The sequence below is a fragment of the Azospirillum sp. A26 genome (genome assembly GCF_042604635.1).
Lineage (GTDB): Bacteria > Pseudomonadota > Alphaproteobacteria > Azospirillales > Azospirillaceae > Azospirillum > Azospirillum palustre.
This window is the reverse complement of record NZ_CP170472.1, coordinates 2,901,805-2,916,907: the sequence shown is the minus strand read 5'-3', so window position 1 is coordinate 2,916,907 and position 15,103 is coordinate 2,901,805. Positions and strand designations below refer to the sequence as shown.

Below are 15,103 nucleotides of genomic sequence, written 5' to 3'. Positions count from 1 at the left end.
ACGCTCAGATGCGTTCAACCTTGCGGGCGGCGTCATCGATGATGTCGGCGATGGACTGGGTCTGCTCCGCCGTCAGGTCGCCGCGCGACAGGCGCAGCCGCAGGGCCAGCTTGAAATTCTCGATGGCGCGGTGGATCTGCGGCGAGGATTCGCGCTGCTGCCGGGCCCGCGCATGGGCGATGCGCTCGCGCACCGCGGCGACCGACGGCTCCGCCGCCTTCAACGCCTCCGAGCCTTCCGGCGTGATCTCGTAGAGCTTCTTGTTGCCCTCGGTGGCGCCGACGCGGATGTGGCCCTGTTCTTCCAGCAGGGTCAGGGTCGGGTAGACGACGCCGGGGCTGGGGCTGTAGGCGCCGCCGACCATCTCCTCGACCGTCTTGATCAAGTCATAGCCGGAGCGCGGCTTCTCCGCGATCAGCCACAGCAGGACGAGGCGCAGGTCGCCATGGTCGAAGACCCGCCGCTCGCCGCGGCCGCCGCGGCCCTGACCGCCCCAACCGTGACCGCCCCAGCCTTCCCAGCCGCCGCGATGCCCGGGACGCCCGTGACGGCCGCGTCCTTCCGGAGCCTCGTCCTCGAAGTCGGGACGCGAGAAACGGCGGCCATGTTTGTGAAACAGATGCCGAAGCATGAAACCCTCATCTGATGCAGTTTCGATATAACGAAAACTTAGATATATCGAAACACGCTCTCTGACAAGGGGGATGCGTTCGCCGGGACACGCTTCGGGCGCCCGCGGGCCGCGACAAATCACGTTCGTCCGCAAATCACTGTCGCCCGCCCGGCCGAAGCGGCTATAACCGACGCCCCGGCTTTGCTTTCGCGCGTGTGTGCCCTGATGCCCCTTCGGATCGAGACCTTTTCCAACGTCACCGGCGGTTCCAGCTTCTTCAAGGCGGTGGGCCACCCGCTGGCGGCGCCCAAGGCGGCGATCCTGATCGCGCGGCTGGCCTCCTTCGGCCCGGTGGCGGTCTACGACCCGCTGGGCCTGCTGTCGGGGCTGGCGGAGTTCTACGACCTGTCGTCGATCGACGTCTGCGGCATCTACGTCCAGGACGTGGAGAAGGTCGGGCAGGAGGTGTTCGGCCATGCCGCCCGCCCGGTCACCGACCTGCCGTCCAGCAACGCCCGCACCGTCTTCGTCGTCGCCTTCGATTCGCAGCGCTTGGAAGGCCACATCGCCCATCTGATCCCGAAGCAGGCCGGCGTCGTCTCGCTCGACGCCATGCGCGTGCCGGAAGACATGCTGAACGATCCCGGCCATTACCTGTCGAAGTTCAACTGGGCGACCAACTTCGCCTGGTTCCGCGACGGCGACGGCCACCACACCCGCGTGGTGTCGGCCAACTACTGGCCGCGCTACGGCGCCAAGGGCACCCGGCTGTGGGCCTGCCTGTTCGACGGCGAGGGCCGCCCCATCGCCGACTGGACGGAGCCGATGCCGCCGACCGACGGCACCGTGGTGATCGACAGCCGGCAGGTGCGCGAGCGCTTCAACCTGTCGCCCTTCTGCGGGTCGCTGTTCCTGCACATCATCGGCGCCGCCGGGCATGATGTGGTGAAATACGCGCTCGACACCTATGGCGACGACGGCACGGTGCTGTCCTGCACCCACGACGCCAACGCCTGGCCGGCCGACCTCTATGCCGGCCTGCCGGCCCCGCGCGAGGGCGAGCGGGTGTCGTTGTGGATCCAGAACAGTCACCCGACCCCGATCCCGGCCGGCGCCGTCGGCCTGAACCCGATGGGCTCGTCCGACATCCGCACGCTCGACCGGGCGGTCCCCGCCTTCGCCACCCTTGAACTGGACGTCGCCAGCCTGTTCCCCGAGGCGCGCTGGCCCCAGCAGTTCGAGGTGCAGGCCGGCAAGCATTTCGTCCGCCCGCGCTACGAGATCGTCGCCGCCGACGGCCGCCGCCGCATCGCTCACGCCAATGTCGAGCGCACCGACCTGAAGCCGGACCCCAAGCTGCCGCTGCTGACCGGCGGTGCGGTGGACAAGGGCGTGGTGGGCAAGGGCCACATCCTGCCGGCGCCGCTGCTGCCGATGGGCCGCTGGCGCACCATTCTGCTGCCGACGCCGATGAGCACGGCGCAGACCGAACTGCCGGTGAAGGCCGTGGTCTACGACCGCAGCGGCACCGCCGTCGCCGAACACCGCTTCGGCAACCTCAAGCGCGCCGACAGCGTGGCGCTGGACGTCACCGGGCTGGTCGCCGACAAGACCGCCGACAAGACCGTCGTGGATGGCTGGGGCCATGTCGAACTGGTCTATGATTTCGAAGCCGGAACGATTGCCGACGGCTGGCTGCACGCGCTGGTCCGTTACGAGGACGTAACGACCGGCCATGTGGCGGAGACCAGCTTCGGCAGCCACATGTTCAACATGGCGATGGTCTACCGCGACGAGCCGCAGAGCTACCATGGCCGTCCACCCGGCCTGTCGACCCGCCTGTTCCTGCGGCTGGGCACCGATCCGTGGGACACGCTCTGCCACCTCGTCTACCCTGCCTCGACCCGGTGGCATGCCACCTCCGACACCAGCCTCGTGCTGGTGCGGCGCGACGGGGTGGAAGTGGCGCGCAAGCGGCTGGCGATCCCCTGTGGCGGCTCGCATTTCTGGCGTTATCGCGAGATGTTTACGGAAGCGGAACGGTTGGCTGCCGGCGATCACGCCTATGTGCTGATCCGCGACACCACCTGCCGCCTGTTCGGCTACCATGGCTGCCTTGCGGCCGGTGACACCGCCTTCAGCCTCGACCATATGTTCGGCTTCTAGAACCGTTCGAACACGCACACCGTCATTCGCCGATACACTGCGGGATCAGACCCATGGCCACCACGCACCACACCAAGGTCCTCATCATCGGCGCCGGCCCAGCCGGCTACACCGCCGCCATCTATGCCGCGCGCGCCAATCTGGAGCCGCTGATGGTCCAGGGCATGCAGCCGGGCGGCCAGCTGATGATCACCACCGATGTGGAGAATTTCCCCGGCTTCGCCGATCCGATCCAGGGCCCCTGGCTGATGGAGCAGATGCAGAAGCAGGCGGAGCATGTCGGCACCAAAATGGTGTTCGACCTGATCACCGACGTCGACTTCACCAAGCGTCCCTTCGTCTGCAAGGGCGACAGCGGCGACACCTACACCGCCGACAGCGTCATCATCGCCACCGGCGCCCAGGCGCGCTGGCTCGGCATCTCGACCGAGGAGATCTACCGCGGCTTCGGCGTGTCGGCCTGCGCGACCTGCGACGGCTTCTTCTTCCGCGGCAAGGAGATTGCGGTCATCGGCGGCGGCAACTCCGCGGTCGAGGAGGCGCTGTACCTGACCAACCACGCCAGCAAGGTCACGGTCATCCACCGCCGCGACAGCTTCCGTGCCGAACGCATCATGCAGGACCGCCTGTTCCGCCACCCGAAGATCGAGGTGGTGTGGGACAGCACGGTCGAGGAGATCGTCGGCGAGGGCGATGGCACCATGGGCAACCCGCGCGCCGTCACCGGCGTCCGCATCAAGAACGTCAAGTCGGGTGACGAGCGCGTCATCCCGGTGGCCGGCGTCTTCGTCGCCATCGGCCATGTGCCGGCGACCGGTATCTTCCAGGGCAAAGTGGAGATGGACGAGTCGGGCTATATCGTCACGGTGCCCGATTCGACCGCCACCAACATCCCCGGCGTCTTCGCCGCCGGCGACGTGAAGGACAAGGTCTACCGCCAGGCGGTCACCGCCGCCGGCATGGGCTGCATGGCCGCCTTGGAAGCCGAGCGCTGGCTCGCCCACCACGAGCCGGCCGCCGGCGCACACGGCGATCCCAGCCCGGCCGGGACCTGGTGAGCTGAAGCGGTCCGCCCCCTTCTCCCATCGGTCTGTACAGTCCGGGAGAGGGGGCGCCCCCTTACGCTCTTGACGGTCTTTCCACAAAGCTCCGACTGTGATTCCCTGATGCGTCCAATCGCGAGGGAGTCCTCTTGCCTACGCTGAAACGCGGCCTGACCCTGCTGGTCACGGTGGCCGCCACCCTGCTGGGCCTGCTGCTGGTCACGTTCCTGATCGGCCGCGTCGTGCCGATCGATCCGGTGCTGTCGGCGCTCGGCGACCGGGCGAATGCCGACAGCTATGCGCAGATGCGCACGCAGCTCGGCCTCGACCTGCCGCTGTGGCAGCAGTTCCTCCGCTATGTCGGCGACGTGGCTCAGGGCGACCTCGGCACCTCGGTGCTGACCTCCCGCCCGGTGCTGGAGGATGTGCTGCGCGTCTTCCCGGCGACGCTGGAGCTGGCGACGGTCGCCGCCATCGTCGGGGCGGTGCTGGGCATCCCCGCCGGGGTGTTCGCGGCGGTCAACCGCGGGCGCTGGCCCGACCACGCCATCCGCCTGCTCGGTCTGCTCGGCCATTCGGTGCCGATCTTCTGGCTCGGTCTGATGGCGCTGTTGCTGTTCTACGCCAAGCTGGACTGGGCGCCGGGGCCCGGACGGGTCGACGTCTTCTACGAGGGGATGGTCGATCCGGTGACCGGCCTCGTCACGGTGGACGCCCTGCTGGCCGGCGAGACCGACATCTTCTGGAATGCGGTCGGGCATCTGGTCCTGCCCTCGGCGATCCTCGGCCTCTACTGCGTCGCCTACATCGCACGGATGACCCGCGGTTTCATGCTCGACCAGCTGCGCCAGGAATACATCACCACCGCCAGGGTGAAGGGCCTGTCCGAGACCCGCGTGGTCTGGGGCCATGCGCTCCGCAACATCACCGTGCCGCTGATCACCGTCATCGCCCTGTCCTATGCCAGCCTGCTGGAGGGATCGGTGCTGACCGAGATGGTGTTCGCCTGGCCCGGCCTCGGCCTCTACATCACAAATTCGCTGCTCAGCGCCGACATGAATGCGGTGCTGGGCGGGACGCTGGTGGTCGGCACGGTCTTCATCGCGCTGAACCTGCTGTCCGACCTGCTCTACCGCCTTCTGGATCCGCGAGCCCGATGACCGCGCGCACCGACACCCAATCCGCCGGCTGGCGGGACTGGCTGACCACCGACACGCCGCAGTCGCGGGCCCAGGCCCGGCTGGGGCGCGCCTGGGCCGGCTGGACCGCCTTCCGCCGCAACCGGCTGGCCGTCGCCGGGCTGCTGATCGTGCTGGCCCTGGTCGTCGTCGCCGCATTGGCGCCGGTGCTGGCACCCTACCCCCCCTATGCCCAGGATCTGAACGGCCGGCTGCTGCCGCCCAGTGCCGCCCACTGGCTGGGGACCGACGCCTTCGGCCGCGACATCCTGTCCCGCCTGATCCATGGCGCGCGGCTGACGCTGATGATCGTGGCGCTGGTGGCGGCGACGGCGCCGCTGGCCGGGCTGGTGATCGGCACGGCTGCCGGCTATTTCGGCGGCTGGGTCGACACCGTGCTGATGCGCATCACCGACATCGCTCTCGCCTTCCCCAAGCTGATCTTGGCGCTGGCCTTCGTCGCCGCACTCGGCCCCGGCATCGAGAATGCGGTGATCGCCATCGCCATCACCTCCTGGCCGCCCTATGCCCGCATCGCGCGGGCGGAAACGCTGACCGTCCGCCGCGCCGACTTCATCAGCGCCGCCCGGCTGCAAGGGGCGTCCAGCCTGCGCATCATCCTCGGCCACATCATGCCGCTCTGCATCGCCTCGCTGATCGTGCGGACGACGCTGGACATGGCCGGCGTCATCCTGACCGCCGCCGGCCTCGGCTTCCTCGGCCTCGGCGCCCAGCCGCCGCTGCCGGAATGGGGGGCGATGATCGCCAGCGGCCGGCAATATGTGCTGGAGCAATGGTGGGTCGCCGCGATGCCGGGCCTCGCCATCTTCATCGTCAGCCTGGGCTTCAACCTGCTGGGCGATGGGCTGCGCGACGTGCTGGACCCGAAGGGGGACTGAAGCCATGGCCGACAAAAAGACGGCGGACGACGCTCCCCTGCTGGAGGTCTCCAACCTGCGCGTCGCCTTCCCCACCCGCACCGGCATGGCCGAGGCGGTGCGCGGCGTCTCCTTCACGCTGGGGCGGGAGAAGCTGGGCATCGTCGGCGAGTCGGGCTCCGGCAAGTCGATGACCGGCCGCTCCATCCTGCGCCTCGTGCCCTCGCCGGGCCGGGTCACCGCCGACCGGCTGGCCTTCAACGGCGAGGATCTGCTGGCGGCGTCGCCCAGGCGCATGCGCGACATCCGCGGCCGGCGCATCGCCATGGTGATGCAGGACCCGAAATACTCGCTCAATCCGGTGATGACCGTCGGCCGCCAGATCGCCGAGGCCTACCGCGTCCACAGCAAGGCCGGTGCCGCCGAGGCGAAGCGCCGCGCGCTGGAGATGCTGGCCGCCGTGCGCATCCGCGATCCGGAGCGGGTTTATGACCGCTACCCGCACGAGGTGTCGGGCGGCATGGGCCAGCGCATCATGATCGCCATGATGCTGATCCCCGACCCCGACCTGCTGATCGCCGACGAGCCGACCTCGGCGCTCGACGTCACCGTGCAGATGCAGGTGCTGGCGATCCTCGACGACCTCTGTTCCCAGCGCGGCATGGGCATGATCTTCGTCAGCCACGATCTGAACCTCGTCGCCTCCTTCTGCGACCGCATCCTGATCATGTATGCCGGCCGGGTGGTGGAGAGCTGCCGCGCGTCGGAGCTGCACGCGGCGCAGCACCCCTACACCCGCGGCCTGCTGGCCAGCCTGCCCAGGATCGACGAGCCGCCGGGCGACCTGCCGGTGCTGAGCCGCGATCCCGCTTGGTTGGGAAGATGATGACGATGATCGACATCCAGGATTTGCGGGTCCGCTTCGGCCAGGGGGCCGACGCCGTCACGGCGGTGGACGGCGTCACCCTGTCGGTGCGCGAGGGCGAGAGCTTCGGCCTCGTCGGCGAATCCGGCTCCGGCAAATCGACGGTCCTGCGCGCGGTCAGCGGCCTGAACGACGAGTGGACCGGCCGCATCGCCGTCGCCGGCGCGGAGCAGGGACCGGTGCGGCAGAAGGGCTTCTACAAGCTCTGCCAGATGGTGTTCCAGGACCCCTACGGCTCGCTGCACCCGCGCCACACCGTGGATCGCATCCTGGCCGAACCCATCGCCATCCACGGGCTGCGCGATGCCGACGCCCGCATCGACCGGGTGCTGCGCGATGTCGGGCTCGGCCCCGCCTTCCGCTTCCGCTACCCGCACCAGCTCTCCGGCGGGCAGCGCCAGCGCGTCGCCATCGCCCGCGCCCTGGTGCTGGAACCGCGGGTCCTGCTGCTGGACGAGCCGACCTCGGCGCTCGACGTGTCGGTGCAGGCGGAGATCCTGAACCTGCTGCGCCGGCTGCGGGCGGAGCACGGCCTGACCCTGGTGCTGGTCACCCACAACCTTGCCGTCGTCGCCAATTTGTGCGACCGGCTGGCGGTGATGAACCGCGGCCGTCTGGTCGAGGAGATGAGCGTCGAGGAGCTGCGCCGCGGCGCCGCGCGCCAGCCCTACACGTTGCAGCTCCTGCGCGCCAGCCAGGGCTACGACCGCGCCACGGCGGAGAGCTTCCGGGATTATGCGTGAGGGGGCGCCCTCCGCTTCGCACTCACTCGGCCGCCAGAACCTGGGCGACCATGTCCGGCTGCTTTTCGATGACGCGCAGGTAGGACGCGACGGCGGCATCAGGCTCCCGCCGCCCCTGCTCCCACTCCTGCAAGGTGCGCAGCGGAATGCCGAAGCGCTCGGCGAAGGCTTCCTGCGACAGACCGGTCGAACGACGGACCCGCTTCGCCAGAGGCGGATGCCTCATGGCGGCAAGTTGCTCGTCGGTGAAAATTTCGTGGTCGCTCATCGGGATCACCTTGGGTCTAGGATGCCGTTGCTCAAGCGTTGGCCTTGAAATAGTGGGCTGCTTCACGTTTGTCGGCCTCCCGCACGGAAATGAATCTTACCCCCTCCGCACGTTCAGTATAGGTGACGGCGTAGACCTTGCCTTTGACCATGCCCAGCGCGTTGAAGCGCTCCTCGCCATAATCCATGGACAGATCGAGAGCTTCGATCAGATCGCGGTCACGAAGGACCTCGGCCCCAAAGGACAGGTCCAAGCCGTGCTTGCGGCGATTGAGCAGGTTCTTGACTGGATCGAAAGGCTCGCCCATGGAAACCAATACTACGTCATTGACGGAGTTTGCACCAGAGGGATGTCACTTCAACCCAGCCGCACCACGAACAGCTTGTCCTCCGCCCCCTTGGCGGCGGTCTTGTGGTCGGCGATGGCGGCGTTGATGGCGTCGGGGGTCAGCCCCTGGCTGCCGGGCGGGATCACCACGGCGACCCCGCTGGCCGCCAGCAGCGGGAAGCGCCGCACGGCGCCATAGCGGTCCTTCGCCAGGAAGCCGCCGCTGACCCTGGTTTCGGCGTCGTACAGGCTTTCGGCGTCGGAGCGGAACAGGGCCAGCAGTTCCGCCAGCCGGGCGAGCACCTCGCCCTCCCCGCCGCCGCTGACACCCAGGAAGAAGTCATCGCCGCCGATATGGCCGGCAAAGGCGTCGGCGTCGATGGAGGCTCCGGCGCTGCCGGCCCAGGCCTTCAGCCGCTCGCTGAACATCAGGATGGCGCGGTCGCCCTGGCGGAAGCCGAAATTGTCGTTGAAGGGCTTGAAGTTGTCGAAATCCAGATAGGCCAGAACATGGCCGCGGCTGGGGTCGGCCAGCGCTCCTTCGATGTGGCGCAGGATCGCCGCGTTGCCGGGCAGGCGGGTCAGCGGGTTCTGGTCGGTCGCCATCGCCAGGTTGCGCTCATGCACCAGCCGCAGCAAGGCACCGCTCGACAGCACGCCGGCATAGGCGCCGCCCTCGACGATGACGATGCCGTCGGCCGCCGACTCGGTGGAGAAGGCCTCGATCACCCGGTCCAGCGGGGTGGAGATGTCGCAGACCGGCGAGCGGATGACCAGATCGTCCAGCCGGTCGCCCAGGCCGCGGTTGCGCAGCAGTTCGCCGCCGAAGCGTGAATAGACGAAGCGCTTCAGGTCGCGCTCGCGGATCAGGCCGAGCGGCCGATCATGCTCGTCGATGATCGGCGCGATGGCGGCGCTGCCGTCGCGGCGGAAATAGTCGAGCAGCTCGGTCTTGCGCGAATCGACCCGCAGCGGCGGCAGCCGTTCGATCACCTCCGACAGGCGGCGGTGCGACTCGCTGGGCTGGCGCCGGTCCTTGCGGTTCAGATCCTCGACCACCGGATAGCGGTTGGGCAGGGCGGTCAGATCGACGCGCGGTCGGGCGATCAGGAAGCCCTGGGCGAAATCACAGCCGAGGTCCCGGCAGGTGTAGAACTCGGTGTCGGTCTCCACCCCCTCCGCCACGATCTGGATGCCCAGCGCATGGGCATGGCCGGCCAGCGCCGCCACCAGCGCCCGCTTGCGCGCGTCCGCATCGATGCCGGCGATGAAGAAGCGGTCGATCTTCACATAGTCCGGCCGCGCCTCGTACAGCGTGCGCAGCCCGGAATGGCCGACACCGAAATCGTCGATGGCGATGCCGGCCCCGCTCTGGCGGAAGCGGTCGACCGCAGCGTCCACCGCGACTCCGCTGGGCACCGGGCGGCTTTCCGACAGCTCCAGCACGATGCCGCTGTTGCGCGAGGCGGCAGGGTCGCGGGCAAGCCAGGGCGCGTCGGGCCGGCCGATCAGCCGGGCGTCGAGGTTCAGGAACAGCTTCGCCTCGTTCCAGCCCGACAGCGCACGGTAGGCGGCGACCGCCTTGGCGTGCAGCGCGGTTTCCACCGTCGCCAGCAGGCCGGCGGCCTCGGCGGCGTCCAGCAACTCGCCCGCATTGGCGAAGCCGGTGCGCTCGAACCCGCGCAGCAGCGCCTCATAGCCATGGCAGCGGCCGGAGCGCAGCTGGACGATGGGCTGGAAGGCGTAGCGCAGGGATCCCACCGCCGACGCCCAATCGAACGATGCGGCATCATCGTCAGCGGAGCGGACGGCGTTCCAGCCCGCGCCATAGGAGTCGGCGCGGTCGCTCTCCGGCCTCCCGGTCTTGGCTCCGGCTTTTGTGGTGGTCAGCACAGTCATCGCTCGGTCCGCCAGCGCCGATCGCGCATGGGGTCGGCATCCGCTTGTAACAGAGCTTGTTTGCGGTTTCATGACCGTGGGATCAGGTTGTTGCGCAACGCGATCACCTGCCCGAGAGGCAGGAGCCGGCTCGGCCTGAAAATCCGGTTGATCAGAACCGCTCATGCGCACGGTGCGGTGGAATGCGCATTGCCCGCACCACCGCGCATCGCTATGCATGCAATGGTGGGAACCGGGCGGCGGACAGGCCACCGCCCGCGTCCCACCTACCTGGGAGCACGGAGTGGAAAAAGCACTCGTCCTCCTGGTCCTGGTGCTTCAGCTGATCAAGGCGATCCTCGATCTGCTGAAGTAACCGGACCGGACGGGGGGTGCGGTGCCAGCCGCACCCTCCTGTCCACCAGAATATGGGCAAAATCTCCCTCCGCCGCAAGCCCCAGCCCACCACCGGAACGCTCATCCGCACCGCTCCGGCTCAATCGACCCGAGAGTGATCGCCCGGTCCCGGCCGGCATGTCCCGAATCGAATCCTCGTATTGCCGCGCCCGCCTGCGCTATAGGAAGCCCCTCCCTCTTTCAGAGTTGCGGTTCGGGGGGCGGTTCGGGTTGAGCGGGAGGCGAGCGGGATGAAGGTCGGCATCGACATGGGGGCGACGAACGCGGGCAGCGCCGCGACGCTCGACCTGGAGGAGCTGCTGGCGACCCGTCTGCTGGTCCAGGGCAATTCCGGGTCCGGCAAGTCGCACCTGCTGCGCCGGCTGATCGAACAGAGCGCCCCATGGGTGCAGCAGGCGGTGATCGATCCGGAGGGCGACTTCGTCACGCTGGCCGAACGCTTCGGCCATGTGGTGGTGGAGGCCGATGCGCACAGCGAGGCCGCATTGCAATCCGTCGCCGCCCGCGTGCGCCAGCACCGCGTCTCCGTCGTCCTGAACCTGGAGGGGCTGGACGCGGAAATGCAGATGCGCCACGCCGCCGCCTTCCTGGGCGGGCTGTTCGATGCCGACCGCGATTTCTGGTATCCGATGCTGGTGGTGGTCGACGAGGCGCAGTTGTTCGCCCCGTCGGCGGCCGGCGAGGTGTCGGACGAGGCGCGCAAGGTCTCGCTCGGCGCCATGACCAACCTGATGTGCCGCGGGCGCAAGCGCGGGCTGGCCGGGGTGATCGCCACCCAGCGTCTGGCGAAGCTGGCGAAGAACGTCGCGGCCGAGGCGTCGAACTTCCTGATGGGCCGCACCTTCCTCGACATCGACATGGCGCGCGCCGCCGACCTGCTGGGCATGGAGCGCCGGCAGGCGGAGATGTTCCGCGATCTGGAGCGCGGCCATTTCATCGCGCTCGGCCCTGCCTTGTCGCGCCGGCCGCTGCCGCTGCGCATCGGCGCGGTGGAAACGCAAGGCCGCACCGGCAGCCCGAAGCTGATGCCGCCGCCCACCACCCCGGTCGAGGACGCCCGCGACCTGATCTTCACCACCACCGGGCCGGAACCGCCACGCTATGTGCGCCGCCCCTCCACCTCGGCCAGCGCCGACCTGATGGCGCAGCTGGCGCGCGGCCGCCCCACCGCCCCGCCGCCGCCCGACGACGGCACCGCCGAACAGCCGGCCCTGCTGCCGCTGGAGCCGGAGGAAACCGTCGAACAGGCCGCCGAGCGCGAGGCCCAGTATGGCGAGGTGCTGGCCGAGGTGCTGGCCGACCCGGAGGCGCCCTACCGCTCGCTCGCCGTTCTGTACCAGGATTTCCTGGTGCGCTGCCGGGGCCGCGGGGTGGATGGCGACCGGCTGGCCCTGCCCGCCTTCCGCCGCCGTCTGGCGACCGCCCGCGCCGGGGCCGGCAACGGCGACGATCCCGCCTGGCAACGGGCGACGGAGGTCGCCGCGACGCTGGCGGAGGACATCCAGCCGGTCTTCCTGCTGCTGGCCCGCGCCGCCCTCGACCATGCCCCCTGCCCGTCCGATGCCGATGTGGCGCGCGCCTGCGGCAGCCGGTCGAAGGGACGCGGCCGCCGCCTGCTGACCTACATGGAACAGCGCGGCTTCATCGCCAGCCGCAGCGGCCTGGGCAACACCCGCGCCATCACCCTGCCGGCGCTGGGCTGGGAAACCGCGCTGGGAGATCCGAACGCTGACGACGCGGCGGACGCATCCGACGAGGGCGGGCTGTTCGCGGCGGGGTGAGCCCTCCTCGGCTCCCCGCCGTTCAGCTACCGGCGGTCGGCGCGCTCACCGGCTTGCCGGGCTGGCCCCAGCTGGCGACGAAGTCGTTCACGCCGGGAACCGCCATCATGTGCGAGTCCTTGACGTATACGAAGCGTTTCGGCCCGAAGCCGTACTCGGTCATCGTGATGCCGGCGGAGCGGCAGCGCTGATACTCGGCCGCGCCGATCGGACGGTCGGAGGCCACCATGTCGGGATGGTCCAGCCCGACGCCGCCGCAGAAGGCCCGGAAGCCGGAGGCGGTGCCGCGGGCGTCGAGATGCGGCTTGGTGTCGGGACCGCCGGTGTATTTGGCGGCGGCCTGATCGATGGTGCCGCGCAGGGCCGGGCTGCCGACGATCCAGATGCCGCGGGCCTCCGGCGGCGGCTTGGGCACGGCCGGCGGCGGCAGGGCGGCGGTCTGTTGCGGCGGCGGGGTGAGGCCCGGCATCTGGCAGCCGGCGAGCGAAGCCGCAGCGGCAAGTGCGAGGGCCAGATGTTTGAAAGCCACTCTGCCGGCCGGAGCGGGAAAACGGGTCATCGGGCGTCTCTCTCCTCAAGGATCGTCATGCCGCCGGGCGGCAAGGCCCGGAGGGCTCTGACAATGAGAACGCCACCGGCCCGCTTCAACGGCACGCCCGCCATATGCCGATTGCCGTGCCCCGATGCACCGCTCGCCATCCATGAACAATCGCGATAAGATGGCGGGGATCGATCACCATATGGAATGCATTGCCGATGTCCCTGCCCGACCTGGAGATCGACGCGCTGCGCGCCTTCGTCACGGTGGCGGAGGCCGGCGGCTTCACCGCGGCGGCGGAGCGGCTGGGCCGCACCCAGTCGGCGATCAGCGTCAAGATCAAGAAGCTGGAGGACATGCTCGGCCGCCGGGTGTTCGAGCGCACCAGCCGGTCGCTGGCGCTGACCCATGACGGCGAAGTGCTGATGGGCTATGCTCGCCGCCTGCTGGACCTGAACGACGAGACGGTGCGCCGCTTCGCCGAACCGGCGGCGGAGGGCGAGCTGCGGCTGGGCGTGGCCGAATATTTCCTGTCCGATCATCTGCCCCATGTGCTGCGCCGCTTCGCCAAGCTGCATCCGCGGCTGCACATCGATGTCCGGGTGGGCATGTGCAGCGATCTGGTCTCGGCCCTGGATGGCGGCGAGCTGGACCTCGTCATCTCCCGCCGCGATGCCGGCGACACCCGCGGCCGGGCCATCTGGACCGAGCCGATGCGCTGGATCGCCGCCCCCGGGCTGGAGATTCCGGCCGACGGCCCGCTGCCCTTCTGCGCCCTGCCGGCGCCCTGCGTCTTCCGCAACCGCGGACTGGCGGCGCTGGGCGAAACCGGACGGTCCTGGCTGGTGGTCTACACCAGCGCCAGCGTCATGGGGGTGCAGGCCGCCGTCCGCGCCGGGCTGGGGGTGGCGGTGCTCAGCGAATCCTCGGTGCCCGATGGCGTGCGCCGGCTGGGGGTGGAGGACGGGCTGCCCGAACTGGGCGATGTCGAAATGGCGATCTTCGGCGAGACGCCGCGCAACCGCCGCCTTGCCGAACCGCTGGTCGGCTTCATCGTGGAGAGCCTGGCGGCGATGCGCCCGGCCCGCCCGCCGCTCGCCCTGGCCGGTTAAAAAGACCGGGCACGCGCGGACAGGCCGGAAGACGCGGATCAGAAGCCTTCCAGCACCACCTTGCCGCGGGCCTTGCCGGATTCGATCAGGGCATGGGCCTTGCGCAGGGTGGCGGCGTCGATGCGGCCCAGCGTCTCGGTCAGGGTGGTGCGCAGCGTGCCGGCATCGACCAGCCGCGACACTTCGGTCAGCAACTCGTGCTGGGCGATCATGTCGTCGGTCTGGAACAGCGGCCGGGTGAACATCAGCTCCCAGTGCAGCGAGACGCTCTTGCGCTTCAGCAGGCGGACGTCGATGGGCTCCGGATCGTCGATCAGGCCGATGTGACCCTGCGGCGCCACCAGCTCGACCAGGTCCTGGAAATGGCGGTCGGTCGCGTTGGTGGAGAAGACGTAATCGACACCGGCCAGCCCCAGCGCCTTCACCTGCTCCGCCATCGGCCGGCTGTGGTCGATCACGTCATGGGCGCCCAGCTCGCGCACCCAGTCGGCGGTCTCGGGACGCGACGCGGTGGCCAGCACCCGGACCTTGCTCAGCCGGTGGGCCAGCTGGATGGCGATGGAGCCGACGCCGCCGGCCCCGCCGACGATCAGCAGCGACTTGCCCTCACCCGCATTGTTCCCATCGCCATCCTGCGGCAGGCCCAGCCGGTGGAACAGCATCTCCCAGGCGGTGATGGCGGTCAGCGGCAGGGCGGCGGCCTCGGCGACGCTCAAGCTGGCCGGACGGGCGCCGACGATGCGCTCGTCGACCAGATGATATTCGCTGTTGGTGCCGGGCCGGTCGATGGAGCCGGCATAGAACACCGCGTCGCCGGGACGGAACAGCGTCACGTCCGGCCCGACCGCCTCGACGACACCAGCGGCATCGAAGCCCAGGATGCGCAGGTCGCCCGCGGTCGGCAAGGCGTTGCGGCGGACCTTGGTGTCCACCGGGTTGACCGACACCGCCTCCACCCGGACCAGCAGGTCGCGGCCGGTGGGGGCCGGGCGGTCGATCTCGACATCGATCAGCGCGCCGGCATCGGCGATGGGCAGGGACTTGCGGAAACCAACGGCTTTCATGATCGCCTCGTCTTCTGAATGGGGAAGAAGTCGAGACACAGGATGGCGGCGCCGCCCCGATATGTGAAATTCATAGTTCTTGTTTCATCCATCGGATTCCGGGATGGACGCAGCCCCGGCGGAAGAGCGTCGAGACTCATGACGCCAAAGAGGTATGGAATAGCCGGGCGGG

At 69.2% G+C, this 15,103-nt stretch carries 14 protein-coding genes; 8 read left to right on the top strand and 6 right to left on the bottom strand.

Features of this window, described 5'->3' with window-relative positions; all coding sequences use genetic code 11:
• Window positions 1-4 precede the first annotated feature (4 nt).
• Window positions 5-631 carry a PadR family transcriptional regulator gene (locus tag ABNQ39_RS14610; protein WP_376958241.1) on the bottom strand — a complete coding sequence of 209 codons (627 nt, stop codon included), beginning with the start codon at window positions 629-631 and terminating at the stop codon, window positions 5-7.
• Between the two features lie 207 nt (window positions 632-838).
• Here ABNQ39_RS14610 and ABNQ39_RS14605 point away from each other — a divergent pair, with 207 nt between their 5' ends.
• The 6 genes from ABNQ39_RS14605 to ABNQ39_RS14580 all read left to right on the top strand — a co-directional run bounded on the left by ABNQ39_RS14605 (window position 839) and on the right by ABNQ39_RS14580 (window position 7,546).
• Window positions 839-2,779: a hypothetical protein gene (locus ABNQ39_RS14605; RefSeq protein ID WP_376958240.1), complete on the top strand. Its 1,941-nt coding sequence runs from the start codon at window positions 839-841 to the stop codon at window positions 2,777-2,779.
• 53 nt (window positions 2,780-2,832) lie between these two features.
• A complete protein-coding gene (gene trxB / locus ABNQ39_RS14600) occupies window positions 2,833-3,837 on the top strand; it encodes a thioredoxin-disulfide reductase (protein ID WP_376958239.1) in 1,005 nt (334 codons plus the stop codon).
• A 134-nt stretch (window positions 3,838-3,971) separates the two neighbouring features.
• The gene (locus ABNQ39_RS14595; RefSeq protein WP_376958238.1) at window positions 3,972-4,982 is read left to right on the top strand and encodes an ABC transporter permease; all 1,011 of its coding nucleotides are present in this window, start codon (window positions 3,972-3,974) and stop codon (window positions 4,980-4,982) included.
• Window positions 4,979-5,899 (top strand): nickel transporter permease, encoded by a 921-nt coding sequence (gene nikC / locus ABNQ39_RS14590; RefSeq protein WP_376958237.1) that lies wholly within the window; start codon window positions 4,979-4,981, stop codon window positions 5,897-5,899. The genes ABNQ39_RS14595 and nikC overlap by 4 nt, the downstream gene beginning before the upstream one ends.
• A 4-nt stretch (window positions 5,900-5,903) precedes the next feature.
• Window positions 5,904-6,764: an ABC transporter ATP-binding protein gene (locus tag ABNQ39_RS14585; protein ID WP_376958236.1), complete on the top strand. Its 861-nt coding sequence runs from the start codon at window positions 5,904-5,906 to the stop codon at window positions 6,762-6,764.
• A 5-nt stretch (window positions 6,765-6,769) separates the two neighbouring features.
• Window positions 6,770-7,546 carry an ABC transporter ATP-binding protein gene (locus ABNQ39_RS14580; RefSeq protein WP_376958235.1) on the top strand — a complete coding sequence of 259 codons (777 nt, stop codon included), beginning with the start codon at window positions 6,770-6,772 and terminating at the stop codon, window positions 7,544-7,546.
• Between the two features lie 22 nt (window positions 7,547-7,568).
• Here ABNQ39_RS14580 and ABNQ39_RS14575 read toward each other — a convergent pair whose 3' ends face one another.
• Genes ABNQ39_RS14575 through ABNQ39_RS14565 form a run of 3 tightly spaced genes read right to left on the bottom strand, consistent with a single transcriptional unit; the run spans window position 7,569 to window position 10,040 of the window.
• Entirely contained in the window at window positions 7,569-7,814 is a 246-nt protein-coding gene (locus ABNQ39_RS14575) for a helix-turn-helix domain-containing protein (RefSeq protein WP_376958234.1), read from the bottom strand.
• Between the two features lie 31 nt (window positions 7,815-7,845).
• Complete coding sequence (locus tag ABNQ39_RS14570) at window positions 7,846-8,121, bottom strand: BrnT family toxin (protein ID WP_376958233.1); 276 nt, start codon at window positions 8,119-8,121, stop codon at window positions 7,846-7,848.
• Between the two features lie 50 nt (window positions 8,122-8,171).
• Window positions 8,172-10,040, bottom strand: coding sequence for an EAL domain-containing protein (locus ABNQ39_RS14565; protein WP_376958232.1), 1,869 nt, complete (start codon window positions 10,038-10,040; stop codon window positions 8,172-8,174).
• Window positions 10,041-10,666: 626 nt separating this feature from the next.
• On the opposite strand from ABNQ39_RS14565, the gene ABNQ39_RS14560 reads away from it, so the two are divergent.
• Window positions 10,667-12,217 (top strand): helicase HerA domain-containing protein, encoded by a 1,551-nt coding sequence (locus ABNQ39_RS14560; protein WP_376958231.1) that lies wholly within the window; start codon window positions 10,667-10,669, stop codon window positions 12,215-12,217.
• Window positions 12,218-12,239: 22 nt separating this feature from the next.
• Here ABNQ39_RS14560 and ABNQ39_RS14555 read toward each other — a convergent pair whose 3' ends face one another.
• Complete coding sequence (locus tag ABNQ39_RS14555; RefSeq protein WP_376958230.1) at window positions 12,240-12,776, bottom strand: substrate-binding domain-containing protein; 537 nt, start codon at window positions 12,774-12,776, stop codon at window positions 12,240-12,242.
• Window positions 12,777-12,973: 197 nt separating this feature from the next.
• On the opposite strand from ABNQ39_RS14555, the gene ABNQ39_RS14550 reads away from it, so the two are divergent.
• A complete protein-coding gene (locus ABNQ39_RS14550; protein WP_376958229.1) occupies window positions 12,974-13,867 on the top strand; it encodes a LysR substrate-binding domain-containing protein in 894 nt (297 codons plus the stop codon).
• A gap of 38 nt (window positions 13,868-13,905) precedes the next feature.
• Here the strand turns inward: ABNQ39_RS14550 and ABNQ39_RS14545 are convergent, their stop codons facing one another.
• Complete coding sequence (locus ABNQ39_RS14545) at window positions 13,906-14,931, bottom strand: zinc-binding alcohol dehydrogenase family protein (RefSeq protein ID WP_376958228.1); 1,026 nt, start codon at window positions 14,929-14,931, stop codon at window positions 13,906-13,908.
• Between the last annotated feature and the right edge of the window lie 172 nt (window positions 14,932-15,103).

What these genes read in the sequence shown, in the direction of transcription:
- ABNQ39_RS14610 (WP_376958241.1), bottom strand. Translation starts at nt 631, where the DNA reads ATGCTTCGGCATCTGTTTCACAAACATGGCCGCCGTTTCTCGCGTCCC.
- ABNQ39_RS14605 (WP_376958240.1), top strand. Translation starts at nt 839, where the DNA reads ATGCCCCTTCGGATCGAGACCTTTTCCAACGTCACCGGCGGTTCCAGC.
- trxB (WP_376958239.1), top strand. Translation starts at nt 2,833, where the DNA reads ATGGCCACCACGCACCACACCAAGGTCCTCATCATCGGCGCCGGCCCA.
- nikC (WP_376958237.1), top strand. Translation starts at nt 4,979, where the DNA reads ATGACCGCGCGCACCGACACCCAATCCGCCGGCTGGCGGGACTGGCTG.
- ABNQ39_RS14585 (WP_376958236.1), top strand. Translation starts at nt 5,904, where the DNA reads ATGGCCGACAAAAAGACGGCGGACGACGCTCCCCTGCTGGAGGTCTCC.
- ABNQ39_RS14580 (WP_376958235.1), top strand. Translation starts at nt 6,770, where the DNA reads ATGATCGACATCCAGGATTTGCGGGTCCGCTTCGGCCAGGGGGCCGAC.
- ABNQ39_RS14575 (WP_376958234.1), bottom strand. Translation starts at nt 7,814, where the DNA reads ATGAGCGACCACGAAATTTTCACCGACGAGCAACTTGCCGCCATGAGG.
- ABNQ39_RS14570 (WP_376958233.1), bottom strand. Translation starts at nt 8,121, where the DNA reads ATGGGCGAGCCTTTCGATCCAGTCAAGAACCTGCTCAATCGCCGCAAG.
- ABNQ39_RS14565 (WP_376958232.1), bottom strand. Translation starts at nt 10,040, where the DNA reads ATGACTGTGCTGACCACCACAAAAGCCGGAGCCAAGACCGGGAGGCCG.
- ABNQ39_RS14560 (WP_376958231.1), top strand. Translation starts at nt 10,667, where the DNA reads ATGAAGGTCGGCATCGACATGGGGGCGACGAACGCGGGCAGCGCCGCG.
- ABNQ39_RS14555 (WP_376958230.1), bottom strand. Translation starts at nt 12,776, where the DNA reads ATGACCCGTTTTCCCGCTCCGGCCGGCAGAGTGGCTTTCAAACATCTG.
- ABNQ39_RS14550 (WP_376958229.1), top strand. Translation starts at nt 12,974, where the DNA reads ATGTCCCTGCCCGACCTGGAGATCGACGCGCTGCGCGCCTTCGTCACG.
- ABNQ39_RS14545 (WP_376958228.1), bottom strand. Translation starts at nt 14,931, where the DNA reads ATGAAAGCCGTTGGTTTCCGCAAGTCCCTGCCCATCGCCGATGCCGGC.